The 13,620-nt window shown below is 71.6% G+C and carries 13 protein-coding genes; 2 read left to right on the top strand and 11 right to left on the bottom strand.

Features of this window, described 5'->3' with window-relative positions:
* Positions 1-578: 578 nt before the first annotated feature.
* From tyrS to argC, 11 genes are all read right to left on the bottom strand, one after another.
* Positions 579-1,856 carry a tyrosine--tRNA ligase gene (tyrS, locus tag E1289_RS31365; protein ID WP_131986688.1) on the bottom strand — a complete coding sequence of 426 codons (1,278 nt, stop codon included), beginning with the start codon at positions 1,854-1,856 and terminating at the stop codon, positions 579-581.
* 75 nt (positions 1,857-1,931) lie between these two features.
* Positions 1,932-2,384 (bottom strand): hypothetical protein, encoded by a 453-nt coding sequence (locus E1289_RS31360; RefSeq protein ID WP_131986686.1) that lies wholly within the window; start codon positions 2,382-2,384, stop codon positions 1,932-1,934.
* Positions 2,377-3,012 carry a DNA-3-methyladenine glycosylase gene (locus tag E1289_RS31355; RefSeq protein ID WP_131986684.1) on the bottom strand — a complete coding sequence of 212 codons (636 nt, stop codon included), beginning with the start codon at positions 3,010-3,012 and terminating at the stop codon, positions 2,377-2,379. Before E1289_RS31355 ends, E1289_RS31360 begins: the two co-directional genes overlap by 8 nt.
* 70 nt (positions 3,013-3,082) lie before the next feature.
* Positions 3,083-4,501, bottom strand: coding sequence for an argininosuccinate lyase (gene argH / locus E1289_RS31350; RefSeq protein WP_131986682.1), 1,419 nt, complete (start codon positions 4,499-4,501; stop codon positions 3,083-3,085).
* A gap of 205 nt (positions 4,502-4,706) precedes the next feature.
* Positions 4,707-5,903: an argininosuccinate synthase gene (locus E1289_RS31345; protein WP_131986680.1), complete on the bottom strand. Its 1,197-nt coding sequence runs from the start codon at positions 5,901-5,903 to the stop codon at positions 4,707-4,709.
* A 61-nt stretch (positions 5,904-5,964) separates the two neighbouring features.
* The gene (locus tag E1289_RS31340) at positions 5,965-6,468 is read right to left on the bottom strand and encodes an arginine repressor (protein WP_131986692.1); all 504 of its coding nucleotides are present in this window, start codon (positions 6,466-6,468) and stop codon (positions 5,965-5,967) included.
* A gap of 8 nt (positions 6,469-6,476) precedes the next feature.
* A complete protein-coding gene (gene argF, locus E1289_RS31335; protein WP_131986678.1) occupies positions 6,477-7,394 on the bottom strand; it encodes an ornithine carbamoyltransferase in 918 nt (305 codons plus the stop codon).
* 2 nt (positions 7,395-7,396) lie between these two features.
* The gene (locus E1289_RS31330; RefSeq protein WP_131986676.1) at positions 7,397-8,602 is read right to left on the bottom strand and encodes an acetylornithine transaminase; all 1,206 of its coding nucleotides are present in this window, start codon (positions 8,600-8,602) and stop codon (positions 7,397-7,399) included.
* Positions 8,599-9,501: an acetylglutamate kinase gene (gene argB, locus E1289_RS31325; RefSeq protein ID WP_131986690.1), complete on the bottom strand. Its 903-nt coding sequence runs from the start codon at positions 9,499-9,501 to the stop codon at positions 8,599-8,601. Before argB ends, E1289_RS31330 begins: the two co-directional genes overlap by 4 nt.
* Positions 9,502-9,524: 23 nt before the next feature.
* Positions 9,525-10,682: a bifunctional glutamate N-acetyltransferase/amino-acid acetyltransferase ArgJ gene (gene argJ / locus E1289_RS31320; RefSeq protein WP_131986674.1), complete on the bottom strand. Its 1,158-nt coding sequence runs from the start codon at positions 10,680-10,682 to the stop codon at positions 9,525-9,527.
* Positions 10,679-11,707, bottom strand: coding sequence for an N-acetyl-gamma-glutamyl-phosphate reductase (gene argC, locus E1289_RS31315; RefSeq protein WP_131986672.1), 1,029 nt, complete (start codon positions 11,705-11,707; stop codon positions 10,679-10,681). Before argC ends, argJ begins: the two co-directional genes overlap by 4 nt.
* A 169-nt stretch (positions 11,708-11,876) precedes the next feature.
* Here argC and E1289_RS31310 point away from each other — a divergent pair, with 169 nt between their 5' ends.
* Complete coding sequence (locus tag E1289_RS31310; RefSeq protein ID WP_131986670.1) at positions 11,877-12,392, top strand: MarR family transcriptional regulator; 516 nt, start codon at positions 11,877-11,879, stop codon at positions 12,390-12,392.
* A complete protein-coding gene (locus E1289_RS31305) occupies positions 12,389-13,357 on the top strand; it encodes an ABC transporter ATP-binding protein (protein WP_131986668.1) in 969 nt (322 codons plus the stop codon). Before E1289_RS31310 ends, E1289_RS31305 begins: the two co-directional genes overlap by 4 nt.
* The last annotated feature ends 263 nt before the right edge of the window (positions 13,358-13,620 follow it).

Raw genomic sequence — 13,620 nt, 5'->3', positions numbered from 1 at the left:
CTCGGAAAACAATCCCAGCAAAACAACCCCCCAAAAGAGGGGTTCATTGCCTCAAAGAAATCCCCACCGCCCCACCAAAGCAGGGCGGCACGGGGCGACCCGACCAGAAACAACTGGCCGAGCCGATAAAGGCACTGGCTTTTAACACGCTGTTGAGTTCTCAAGAAACGGACACCCACCGCGCCGAACCCCGCTCCCGCGGACCCCGGCTCCGGGGCAACCACTCCAGCTTACCCGATCTATCCCGTTCATCCAACTCTGGGATAGTTCGACCCAGTACGTCCTTTTTCACACGGAGACACGTCTCCGCCTGGCGAGTTCGTAGAGGGTTCCCCTCGGGCCGGCCGCCTCTCGGCGTCACGCTCCCCCTCGGGGCGAGTAGAACATTAGATCCGCCCGCCGAGACCGTCAAATCAGCCTCGCGGAGCGCGAAACCCCAGGTCATTCAAGCTTTCAAGACTATAAACATGCCCTGGGACGCGGCCTCGTAACCGCACTGTGACGTGTATTTGCGGAAGTTTGCCCGAACGATGACGACCGCCCGCCCGGATGGTCTGGGCGGGCGGTCGCAAGGCGCGTCAGGACGGGGTCACCTCGACGCCGCCCACGTTGCGCTTGCCGCGTCGCAGGACGAGGAAGCGGCCGTGGAGGAGGTCGGAGGCCCCCGGCGCGGCATCCTCGGATTCGACCTTGGCGTTGTTGAGGTAGGCGCCGCCCTGGGCGATGGCGCGACGTGCCTCGGACTTGCTCTTGCACAGCCCGGACGCCGCCAGGAGGTCCACCACGGTCGGCAGTTCTCCCGTCGGCACCTCCGCGCGGGGCACTTCGGCGAGCGCGGCGCGCAGCGTCCGCTCGTCCAGCTCGTCCAGGGCGCCCTGCCCGAACAGGGCCCGGGAGGCTGCCACGACGCGTGCGGTCTCGTCCTCGCCATGGACGAGCGTGGTCATCTCCTCGGCGAGCGCGCGCTGCGGGGCACGGGCGGCCGGGCGGTCGGCGCCCTGCTTGACCAGGTCCTCGATCTCCTCCCGGGAGCGGAAGCTGAAGACCTTGAGGAAGTTCTCGACGTCCCGGTCGTCGGCGTTGATCCAGAACTGGTAGAACGCGTACGGCGAGGTCAGTTCGGCGTCGAGCCAGTACGTCTCACCGCCGGCCGTCTTGCCGAACTTGGACCCGTCCGCCTTGGTGAGCAGCGGTGTGGTCAGCGCGTGCACGGCGGCGCCCTCGGCACGGCGGATCAGGTCGACGCCGGCGGTGAGGTTGCCCCACTGGTCGCTGCCGCCGGTCTGCAGCCTGCATCCGTACCGCCGGTACAGCTCCAGGAAGTCCATGGACTGCAGGAGGACGTAGCTGAACTCGGTGTAGCTCATGCCGGTGGTGTCGAGGCGGGCCTTGACCGTCTCGCGGGCGAGCATCCGGTTGACCGGGAAGTGCTTGCCGATGTCGCGCAGGAACTCGATGGCCGTCATAGGGCCGGTCCAGTCGAGGTTGCTGACCATCGTGGCGCCCGTCGGGCCGTCATGGAAGTCGAGGAACTTCGACACCTGGCCGTGGATCCGCCCGACCCAGCCGGCGACGGTCTCCTCGGAGTTCAGGACGCGTTCGGTGCTCTTGCCGCTCGGGTCCCCGATCAGCCCGGTGGCGCCGCCGACGAGCCCGAGGGGCCGGTGCCCGGCCTGCTGGAAGCGCCGCAGCATGAGGATCTGGATGAGGTTGCCGAGGTGCAGCGAGGGCGCCGTCGGGTCGAACCCGCAATAGAGCGTGACCGGTCCCGCGGCGAGCAGCGCCCGCAGTTCGTCCAGGTCGGTGGACTGCGCGATCAGGCCGCGCCACGCGAGATCGTCCAGGATGTCGGTCACGGTCTCCCTCGTCTCAGTTCCGCGTTCGGTGTGCCCACCAGAGTGCCGGGTCGGCACGTGTCAGGCCAACGTTATTCAGCGCGAGCCCACGAAGGCACGGGCGGGAACGAACACCTCGTGCCCTGTGGTGAAGGTTACGCGGACGCCCCTGTCGTCCCAGGTCGCCGACTTGATGGCGGGCGGTTCATCGATTCCGGCGCCCTGGTCGAAGTCGATGAAATGCCCGTAGCCGAAGTCCGGCTCGGCGCCCGCGAACAGTTGGTGGCTGCGATGCCGGCCGAACACGAAGCTGCGTTCGTGGAGCACGCCGACGTAGTGGGTTCTCGCGCCGTGCTCGTCCCCGTAGCTCACCGACGCCGGCTGGCGATGGACGTCGCCGAGCTTCTCGGTGCGGTGCAGCCAGCCGCTCGTGTCGAGAACGAAAAGCACCAGGAGCACCGCGAAGGCCACGTAGCCCGCCGCGCTCGCCAGGGCCCGTCCGGGCCGTGCCGGGGGCGGCGCCGGCGGTGTGGGACCGGCGTCAGTCATCGGCGGTGACCTTCTTCCGCTGCCGCGGGACGTGCCGGCGGTAGGGGGAGACGGTCGGGTCGCCGTCGATCCAGAAGCGCCACGGGACGTCCTTGGCGCCGTTCACGCCGGTGCGCGGCCCCGTCCGAATGAGGGCGGCGTCGGCGGGTTCACCGGCGTGGACGGTGAGCGGCCCTCCCGGTGCGCAGACGTCCAGCCCGTTCTGCTCGCGGGCGACGCCGAGCGCCTGGCAGAGCCGGGCGGGCCCCCGTGCCAGGTCGCGGACGGTGGAGCGCGGGCGCCGCGCCCGCGCCGCCTCCTCCCCCGCGACGATCTCGCCTGCGCGGAGCAGCACCGCCATGGACGTCCCGTCCGGCCCGCACACGAGATTCATGCAGAAGTGCATGCCGTAGGTGAAGTAGACGTAGGCGTGGCCGGGCGGCCCGAACATCACGGCGTTGCGCGCCGTCTTCCCCCGGAAGGCGTGGGAGGCCGGGTCCAGAGGGCCTGCGTACGCCTCGACCTCGGTGAGCCTGGCCGCGACGTCCCCCTCGGGCGTGCGGTGCCTGACCACACGCCCGAGCAGCGACGGCGCGACCTCTTCGACCGGGCGGTCGAAGAAGTCCCGTGGCAGCGGCTCTCCACTCATCGAATCACCTCGGGGGCGGCGTCATCGCCGTGTCGGCCGGATCTGGATGCTCCGCGTGCGGGGGCGCGGGTCAGGCGTCGGAACCGGTGGCCCAGGCGGCGTGCTCGTTGACCAGGGTGCGCAGGGCGCCGAGCTGCTCGCGGACGCGGTCCGGGGCGGTGCCGCCGTACGCCTTCCGGGAAGCCAGGGCGCCCTGGACGTTGAGGACCTCGCGGACGTCCGGGGTCAGATGCGGCGACACCTTGCCGAGTTCCTCGTCGGTCAGGTCGTCGAAGTCCTTGTCGTGGACCTGGCACCACACGACGAGATGCCCGACGACCTCGTGGGCGTCGCGGAACGCCACGCCGCGGCGGACGAGCAGCTCGGCGAGGTCGGTGGCGAGCGCGAACCCGTCCGGCGCGAGGGCCTCCAGGCGCTCGGTGTTGACGCGCATCGTCGCGATGAGGCCGGACATGGCGGGCAGGACGAGCAGCAGCGTCTCGACGGCGTCGAACGCGCCCTCCTTGTCCTCCTGCAGGTCGCGGTTGTAGGTGAGCGGCAGGCCCTTGAGGGTGGTCAGCAGCCCGACGAGGTGCCCGATGAGGCGGCCCGCCTTGCCGCGCGCCAGCTCGGCGACGTCGGGGTTCTTCTTCTGCGGCATGATCGACGACCCGGTGGCGTAGGTGTCGTCCATCTCGATCCAGCGGAACTCCTGCGACGCCCAGAGGCAGATCTCCTCGCCGAGGCGCGACAGGTGGACGCCGATCAGCGCGGCGGTGAAGAGGAACTCGGCGACGAAGTCGCGGTCGGCGACGGCGTCCATGGAGTTGGGCGCGGCGGAGTCGAAGCCGAGCTCGGCGGCGGTGGCCTGCGGGTCCAGCGGCAGCGACGAGCCGGCGAGGGCGCCGGAGCCGAGCGGCGAGACCGCGGCGCGGCGGTCCCAGTCGCGCAGCCGCTCGACGTCGCGGGTGAGCGGCTGGACGTGCGCGAGGAGCTGGTGAGAGAACAGCACGGGCTGGGCGTGCTGCAGGTGCGTCATGCCGGGCGCGGCGACGCCGAGGTTGTGCTCGGCCTGCGCGATCAGCGCGGTCTCCAGCTCGACCAGCCGGGACACGATCTGGCGGGCGTGGTCGCGCAGGTAGAGGCGCAGGTCGGTGGCGACCTGATCGTTGCGGCTGCGGCCGGCGCGCAGCTTGCCGCCGAGGGCGCCGAGGCGTTCCAGCAGCCCCCGCTCCAGGGCGGTGTGGACGTCCTCGTCGGCGACGGCGGGCCGGAACTCCCCGGACCGGCACGCCTCCTCCAGATCGTCGAGGGCACCGATCATGCGGTCCAGCTCGTCGTCGGTGAGCAGCCCCGCCCGGTTGAGGACGCGGGCGTGCGCACGCGAGCCCATCAGGTCGTAGGGGGCGAGCCGCCAGTCGAACTGGACGCTCACCGAGAGCCGCGCGAGCGCGTCCGACGGGCCGCCCTCGAACCGTCCGCCCCACAGCCGCGTCGGTGCCTTGGTCACTGGATTCCTCTTCTTCCCACCGCTGGACTCTGCTTCCATCTCATCACGCCGGAGCGCGCACGCGCGGGCGTGGGGACGCCGCGCACGGCGTCCCCACGCGGTGACACGGCGTCCGCCACAGGTTACGGCGAACCGTCCTCCAGCCCCCACCCGCCACCAATCAAACGACGAGCGACCGTGGGCCGGGGCGTGGCCTGCCGGCGGTTCAGGCGCCGCGGTCCCGCTTCGCGGCGATCTTGCTGGGCAGGCTCCACAGCTCGACGAAGCCCTTGGCGAGGCTCTGGTCGAAGGTGTCGCCGGTGTCGTAGGTGGCGAGGTCGTAGCTGTAGAGGGACGCGTCGCTGCGCCGCCCGGTGACGACGGCGCGGCCGCCGTGCAGGGTCATCCTGACCTCCCCGGACACGTGCTTCTGCGCGTCGGCGATGAACGCGTCCAGGGCGTCCTTCAGCGGCGAGAACCACAGGCCGTCGTAGGCGAGCTCGCCCCACCGCTGGTCGACGGACCGCTTGAAGCGGGCGAGGTCGCGTTCGACGGTGACGTTCTCCAGCTCCATGTGCGCGTTGATGAGGACGATCGCGGCGGGCGCCTCGTAGACCTCGCGGCTCTTGATGCCGACGAGCCTGTCCTCGACCATGTCGATCCGGCCGACGCCCTGGGCGCCGGCGCGCCGGTTCAGCTCGGCGATGATCTGGTACGGGGTGAGGGGGCGGCCGTCGAGCGCGACGGGGACGCCGGAGGCGAAGGTGATGACGACCTCGTCGGCCTCGCGCGGGGCGGCGGGGTCGGCGGTGTAGTCGTAGACGTCCTCGGTCGGGCCGTTCCAGATGTCCTCCAGGAACCCGGTCTCGACGGCGCGGCCCCACAGGTTCTGGTCGATGGAGTACGGCGACTTGGCGGACACGTCGATCGGGAGGCCCTTGTCCTCGGCGAACGCGATCGCCTTGTCCCGCGTCCAGGCGAAGTCGCGGGCGGGCGCGATGACCTTCAGGTCCGGGTTGAGGGCGGAGAGGCCGGCCTCGAAGCGGACCTGGTCGTTGCCCTTGCCGGTGCAGCCGTGCGAGACGGAGGTACCGCCGAACTCGCGGGCGGCCGAGACCAGGTGCTTGACGATCAGCGGCCGGGACAGCGCGGACACCAGCGGGTAGCGGTCCATGTAGAGGGCGTTGGCCTGCATCGCGGGGACGCAGAAGTCCGCGGCGAACTCCTCCTTGGCGTCCACGACGACGGCCTCGGCCGCGCCGCACGCGAGGGCCCGCTTGCGGATGGTGTCGAGGTCCTCGCCGCCCTGGCCGACGTCGACGGCCACGGCGATGACCTCCCCGCCGGTCTGCTCGGCGAGGTAGGGGATGGCGACGGAGGTGTCCAGGCCCCCGGAGTACGCCAGTACGACGCGCTCGCTCATGATCGTTATCTCCCGTGTGTGAAGTTTCCGTGGATGCTGGCTGGGACCGGGCCGGGCGGCCCTAGCTTCGTCGTTCCCGTCCGCCGGTCAGCCGCAGGAGCGCCTGCGCGACGTCGTCCCCGCCGTTCGGGTCGCGGGCGATGACGAGGATGGAGTCGTCGCCCGCGACGGTGCCGAGGATGGTCGGCCATTCGGCGTGGTCGATCGCCGAGGCCAGGTACTGGGCGGCCCCCGGCGGGGTCCGCACCATGACCAGGTTGGCCGATGCCTCGGCCGAGACGAGCAGCTCCGCGGCGAGCCGCGAGAGCCGCCCGGTGAAGGTCTCGGCGGTGCCGGTGCGGGCCCGCCGGATCCGCTCGCCGCCCTCGCCGGGGACGGCGTAGATCAGGCTGCCGTCGTCGGCGCGCAGCCGCACCGCGCCGATCTCCACCAGGTCGCGCGAGAGCGTGGCCTGGGTGACGTCGACGCCCTCGTCCGCGAGGAGCTTGGCGAGCTCGCCCTGCGAGTGGACGGGGTGCCGGGTCAGCAGCTCGATCACCCGGGCGTGCCGGGCGGTCTTCGTCATGGGGGTCGTCACCGGGCGCGCTCCAGAAGCCAGACGAGCAGCGCCTTCTGGGCGTGCAGCCGGTTCTCCGCCTCGTCCCAGACCCGGCTTTGCGGGCCGTCGAGGACGGACGCGGCGATCTCCTTCCCGCGGTAGGCGGGCAGGCAGTGCAGGACGATCGCGTCGGAGGCGGCGCGGGCGAGCAGGTCCTCGGTGACGGCGTAGGGCTCGTACAGCGAGGTGTCCTTGCCGTCCTGGCCCATCGACACCCAGGTGTCGGTGGCGAGGACGTCGGCCCCGGCCGCGGCCTCGCCGGCGTCGTCGGTCACCGTCACCGATCCGCCGGTCGCGGCGGCGATCTCGGTGGCGCGGGCGACGACGGCGGGGTCGGGCGGCAGGGACGCGGGCGCGCCGATCCGGACGTGCATCCCGGCGGTGGCGCCGCCGAGCAGGTAGGAGTGGGCCATGTTGTTGGCGCCGTCGCCGAAGTAGGCGAGGACGGCGCCCGCGAGGCCGCCCTTCGCCTCCCGGACGGTCTGCAGGTCGGCGAGGACCTGGCAGGGGTGGAACTCGTCGGTGAGGGCGTTGACGACGGGGACGGTGGTGCCGGCGGCCATCTCGTCGATGCGCTCCTGCCCCGCCGTCCGCCACACGATGGCGCTGACCTGGCGTTCCAGGACGCGGGCGGTGTCGGCGATGGTCTCGCCGCGGCCGAGCTGGCTGGTGCCCGCGTCCATGATCAGCGGGTGGCCGCCGAGTTCGGCGATGCCCACGGCGAAGGAGATCCGGGTGCGGGTGGACGGCTTGTCGAACAGCACCGCCGCGGACTTCGGGCCGTCGAGCGGCCGGAACCCGAACCGGTCCTTCTTGACCTGGGCCGCCAGGTCCAGGACCTCGGCCTGCTCGGCGGGCGTGAGGTCGTCGTCGCGGAGGAAGTGCCTGGTCATCGTCAGCCCTCCCTTCCGGAGGCGGCGGCGTCGAGGATCGAGGGGAACGCGTCGGTGAACGACCGCGCCTGCCCGGCCGTGAGGGTGAGCGGCGGAGCCATCCGCAGCGCGTCCGGCTGGAGCGCGTTGATCAGGAAACCGGCGTCGCGGGCGGCGGCCTCCACGGCGGGGGCGTGCGGCCCGGTGAGGACGGCGGCGCGCCAGAGCCCGCGTCCGCGCACGCCCGCCAGCAGCGGATGGTCGATGGCGCCGAGCCCGGCGGCCAGGGTCTCCCCGACCGACGCCGCGTTGGCGAGCAGGCCGTCCTTCTCGATCGTGGTGAGGACGGCGAGGGCGGCGACGGCGCAGACGGGGTTCCCGCCGAACGTGCTGCCGTGGTCTCCCTTGGCGAACAGCCCGCCGTGCGGCCCGAACGCGATGCACGCCCCGATCGGCAGCCCCCCGCCGAGGCCCTTCGCGAGCGTCAGCACATCCGGTTTCGTGTTCTCGTGCTCGAAGGCGAACCAGGTGCCGGTGCGGCCGATGGCGGACTGGATCTCGTCGGCGACGAACAGGGCGCCGCTGGCGTCGCAGATCTCGCGGACGGCGGCGAAGTACCCGTCGGGCGGCGGGACGACCCCGGCCTCACCCTGCGTGGGTTCCAGGAAGACCGCCGCGCAGTCGTCGCCGGCCGCGGCCTTCAGCGCGTCCGCGTCGCCGTAGGGGACGAACCGGACGTCGATTCCGAACGGGCCGAACGGCTCCCGGATCGCGGCCTTCCCCGTCAGCGACAGTGCCCCCATGGTCCGGCCGTGGAACCCGTTCTCCGCCGCCACGATGTACGACCGGCCGCCGTGCTCCCGCTCCCGGGCCTTGCCGTGCTTGATGGCGAGCTTGAGCGCGCACTCGTTGGCCTCGGTGCCGCTGTTGGCGAGGAACACCCTGCCGCCGCCCAGCAGGTCCAGCAGCCGCTCCGCGAGCAGCACCTCCGGCTCGTGCAGGAACAGGTTGGACGTGTGCGCCAGCGTCGTGACCTGCGCCGACACCGCCTCGACGAGGGCGGGGTGGCCGTGCCCGAGCGAACTGACCGCGATCCCGGCGATCAGATCGAGGTACTCGCGGCCGGCGGTGTCCCAGACCCGGCAGCCCTCCCCGCGCGCCAGCGCGACCGGCGGGACGCCGTAGTTCGGCATGAACGCGGCCTCGAACCGCTCCCTGAGTTCGCTCATGGGAGTTCCGCCCCCGGGGTCCCGGGCAGCACCATCGTTCCGATCCCTTCGTCGGTGAAGATCTCCAGCAGCAGTGAGTGCGGGACGCGCCCGTCCAGCACGTGCGCCTGCGGCACGCCGCCGCGCACGGCGGTCAGGCACGCCTCCATCTTGGGCACCATCCCCGCCGACAGGTCCGGCAAAAGCACGGCCAGCTCGTCGGTGGTGAGGCTGTCGATCACGTCGTCGCTGTCCGGCCAGTCCGCGTACAGGCCCTCGACGTCGGTCAGCACGACCAGCTTCGTCGCGTCCAGCGCGACGGCCAGCGCCGCCGCGGCCGTGTCGGCGTTGACGTTGAAGACCTCGCCGTCGTCGCCGCGCGCGATGCTGGAGATCACCGGGATCCGGCCGTCGTCCAGCAGCGCCCGCACCGCCCCGACCTGCACCTCGACGATCTCGCCGACCTGGCCGATGTCGACGGGCTCGCCGTCCACCACCGCGTGCTTGCGCTCGGCGGTGAACAGGTTCGCGTCCTCGCCGGACATGCCGAGCGCGAACGGCCCGTGCCGGTTGATCAGCCCGACGACGTCGCGCTGCACCTGGCCGGTCAGCACCATCCGGACGACCTCCATGGCCTCCGGCGTGGTCACCCGCAGCCCGGCGGTGAACGTCGAGTCGATGCCGTTGCGGGCGAGCGCCGCGTTGATCTGCGGGCCGCCGCCGTGCACGATCACCGGCTTCAGCCCGGCGTAGCGCAGGAACACGACGTCCTCGGCGAACGAGTGCCGCAGGGCCTCGTCGGTCATCGCGTGCCCGCCGTACTTGATCACGACGGTCCTGCCGTGGAACCGCTCCAGCCACGGCAGGGCCTTGATGAGCGTCTCCGCCTTGCTCAGGACGCCCGCGCGGTTCTTGCGCATCTGCGCGCCCGACGTGATCGCGCTCATGTCGAGTACGCCGAGTTCTCGTGGACGTAGTCGGCCGTGAGGTCGGTCGTCCAGACGGTCGCGCTGTGCGGGCCCGCCGACAGGTCGACGGTGATGGTCACGTCGCGGGGGCGCAGGTCGACCTTGTCGCGGTCGTCGCCGGACGCGCCGTTGCGGCACACCCAGACGCCGTTGATCGCGACGTTGAGGTGGCCGGGCTCGAACACCGCGTCGGTGGTGCCGACCGCCGACAGCACCCGGCCCCAGTTCGGGTCCTCGCCGTGGATGGCGCACTTGAGCAGGTTGTTGCGGGCGATGGAGCGTCCGACGGTGACCGCGTCGTCGTCGCTCGCGGCGCCGACGACCTCGATCGCGATGGCCTTGGACGCGCCCTCGGCGTCCACGAGCAACTGCCGGGTGAGGTCGGCGCACACCTCGGTGAGCAGCGCGGTGAACTCGTCCTCGCCCGGGGCGGTCCCGGCGGCGCCGGACGCCAGCAGCAGGACGGTGTCGTTGGTGGACATGCAGCCGTCGGAGTCGAGCCGGTCGAGGGTGACGGAGGTGGCCGCGCGCAGCGCCCGGTCGAGCGTCTCGGCGGGAAGGTCGGCGTCGGTGGTGATGACGCACAGCATGGTGGCCAGCGACGGGGCCAGCATGCCCGCGCCCTTCGCCATCGCGCCGATCATGTAGCCGCCGGCGCCCTGCCGGAAGGAGATCTTGGCGACGGTGTCGGTGGTGCGGATCGCGTCGGCGGCGGCGAGGCCGCCGTCCCCGCGGGACAGCTCGGCGGCGGCCTTGCCGACGCCGGGCAGCAGCCGGTCCATCGGAAGGCGCTCGCCGATGAGGCCGGTGGAGCAGACCGCGATCTCGCCGGCGGAGTCCGCCAGCAGCGCGGCGGCCTTCTCCGCGGTGGCGTGGGTGTCCTGGAAGCCGGGGGCGCCGGTGCAGGCGTTGGCGCCGCCGGCGTTCAGCACGACCGCGCGGACGCGGCCGCCTTTGAGGACCTGCTCCGACCACAGCACGGGCGCGGCCTTGACGCGGTTGCGGGTGAAGACCCCGGCCGCGGCGCGGGACGGCCCGTCGTTGACGACGAGGGCCAGGTCGCGGTTACCGCTGTCCTTGAGCCCGGCGACGACGCCGGCGGCGCGGAAGCCCCGCGGGGCGGTGACGCTCAAGGGGACACTCCGATCGTGGTGAGCCCGAGTTCTTCCGGTAGGCCGAGGGCGATGTTGGCGCTCTGTACCGCGCCGCCCGCGGTGCCCTTGGCGAGGTTGTCGACGGCGGCGACCGCGACGATGCGTCCGGCGAGCTCGTCGAGGGCGACCTGGACGAGGACGGTGTTCGCGCCGAGCGTCATCGACGTGGCGGGCCACTGCCCCTCGGGCAGCAGGCCGAGGAACGGCTCCCCGGCGTACGCGTCACCGTAGGCGGCGCGGACCGCCGCGGCGGTGACGCCCGGCCGGGCCTTGGCCGTGCAGGTGGCGAGGATGCCGCGGCTCATCGGGGCGAGCGTCGGGGTGAACGACACCGTGACCGGCTCGCCCGCGACCGCGCTCAGGTTCTGGATCATCTCGGGTGTATGCCTATGCGCGCCGCCGGCGGCGTACGCGGAGACCGAACCCATGACCTCGCTGCCCAGCAGGTGCGGCTTGAGGGCACGCCCCGCGCCCGACGCGCCGGACGCGGCGACGACGACGACGTCGGGCTCGGCAAGTCCGGCGGCGAACGCCGGGAACAGCGCGAGCGACACCGCGGTCGGGTAGCAGCCGGGGACGGCGACGCGCCGGGCGGAGCGCAGCGCGTCCCTCGCCCCGGGCAGTTCGGGGAGCCCGTAGGGCCAGGTGCCCGCGTGCGGCGTCCCGTAGAACGTCTCCCAGGCGGCGGGGTCGGCGAGCCGGTGGTCGGCGCCGCAGTCGATGACCAGGACGTCCTCGCCCAGCCGGGCGGCGATCTCCGCGGACCGGCCGTGCGGCAGCGCGAGGAAGACGACGTCGTGACCGGCGAGCGTGCCGGGGTCTGTCTCGGCCAGGACGCGCCCGGCCAGGGATCGCAGGTGGGGCTGGTGCGCGCCCAGCTCGGTGCCCGCGTTGGACCCCGCCGTCAGCGCGCCGATCTCGAACTCTGGATGTCCCGCCAGGATGCGCAGCAGCTCGCCGCCCGCGTAACCGCTGGCGCCGGCGACCGCCGTCCGGATTCCCATGTCCACCCTGCCCTTCGGAAGCAACGAGTAAGAGTATGCATGACGATGGATTTCTATACAACTCAACCGCCCAAGGTCGTCGCGTCAACCAACAATGACGCCATGCCGGGCAACTGTTTAGTTATCTAAAGATTTGCCCTCTAATCATCAGGGCTCTAACATCACCCGCATGGAGAACCTCGGCTTCGACGACCTGGCAGCGTTCCCGTCGATGGAGGAGTGGCCGATCGGCCGGTTGTTCGGACTGGCCTCGCGGCTGTCCGGGCCGGTCGTCTGGCGGATCATCGAGCGGCACGGCATCAGCCCGACCGGGTTCTTCCTGCTGCGGCTGCTCATCGTCGAGGACGGGCTGCGCCCCGGCGAGGTCGCCAAGCGGCTGCTCGTCACCCCCGCGACGGTCACCTCGGTGGTCGACACCCTGGAACGCAACGGGCACGTCCGGCGCGAGCGCTCCTACCGGGACCGGCGCGGCGTGATGCTGCGCATCACCGACTCCGGCCGGCGGCTGCTCGCCGAGAAGTCCGGGCCCATCGGCCGCGACCTGGCGCGGCTCTACGACGTCGTGGACGAGGGAGACGAGGCCGCCGTCCGCAGATTCCTGATCGGCTTGATCAAGCAGTTCGAGAACCACCCCCACCAAGAGACCTGCACCCCTGAAAAGGGAGCGGAGGGAGAAGGCGCATGACCGACCCCTCGGAGGCCGCCGTTCGCACGGCCGGCCTGGAGAAGACCTATCCCCCGTCCGGGCCGCGGCCGGCGGTGCCCGCCGTGCAGGGCATCGACCTGGACATACCACGCGGCGAGTTCTTCGGGCTGCTCGGCCCGAACGGCGCGGGCAAGTCGACCACCATCGGGATGCTCACCACCCTCGTCGTCCCCACCGGCGGCAGCGCGCACGTCCTCGGCCTGGACGTGGTGCGCGACGCCGTCGAGATCAAGCGCCGGATCGGGGTGGTGTCGCAGAACAACACCCTCGACAGCGACCTGACCGTCGCCGAGAACCTGGAGTTCCGCGGCCGCTACTTCGGGCTCGGCGCCCGCGACGCACGCGCGCGGGCGGCCGAGCTGCTGGAGCTGTTCGGGCTGGCCGACCAGCGCGGCGGCAACCCGTTCGAGATCTCGGGCGGGCAGGCCAAGCGCGTCATGATCTGCCGGGCCCTCATGCACGGCCCCGAGGTGCTGTTCCTCGACGAGCCGACCGCCGGGCTCGACCCGCAGACCCGGACCAACCTGTGGGAGGTGCTGCGCGGCCTGCAGGCCGCCGGGCAGACCATCGTGCTGACCACCCACTACATGGAGGAGGCCGAGGCCCTCTGCGACAGGGTCGCGGTCGTCGACCACGGCAGGATCCTCGCCAGCGGGACGGTGGACCAGCTGAAGTCCGGCGCCGGCGCCGACACCGTCGTCACCGTGACCTACGACGCGCCCGTGCCGAAGGAGATCAAGGCACTCGCCGACCGTAAGGGCGTCAGCAAGGTCGAGATCAACGACGGCCAGGTGCGCGTGTTCGCCGCCGAACCCGACGGCCTCCTCGGCGAACTGGTCGAGCTGGGGTCTGCGGCTGGCGTCGGCGTTACCGACGCCAGCCAGCTGCGCCCCAGCCTGGAGACCGTCTTCCTCGCCCTCACAGGAAGGGACTACCGCGATTGACCTCTTCCCCTGTTGAAACAGTGGGCTTCAACCTTCACAGGTCGAGGTTTCTGCTTCTCAGACGGCAGCCGACCCGAATCAACGGCAAGGGACAGAGTGCTGCCCATCGGTCTTACGCCAGCTCCACAGACCTGACATTCCGCCGGCCCGGCGGTAGACCCGGCCGACTTGGTTCTCCCCGACCGGACGTTACTCAACGTATCAATTGGTCCACGAGCAGTGGCCAGAATGGAGATATCCGGTGAGCACCACCGCCCCAGCCC

This window comes from Actinomadura sp. 6K520 (assembly GCF_004349245.1).
Classification (GTDB): domain Bacteria; phylum Actinomycetota; class Actinomycetes; order Streptosporangiales; family Streptosporangiaceae; genus Spirillospora.
Note: the sequence above shows the minus strand (reverse complement) of the source record. Positions and strands in the feature narration are given on the sequence as shown.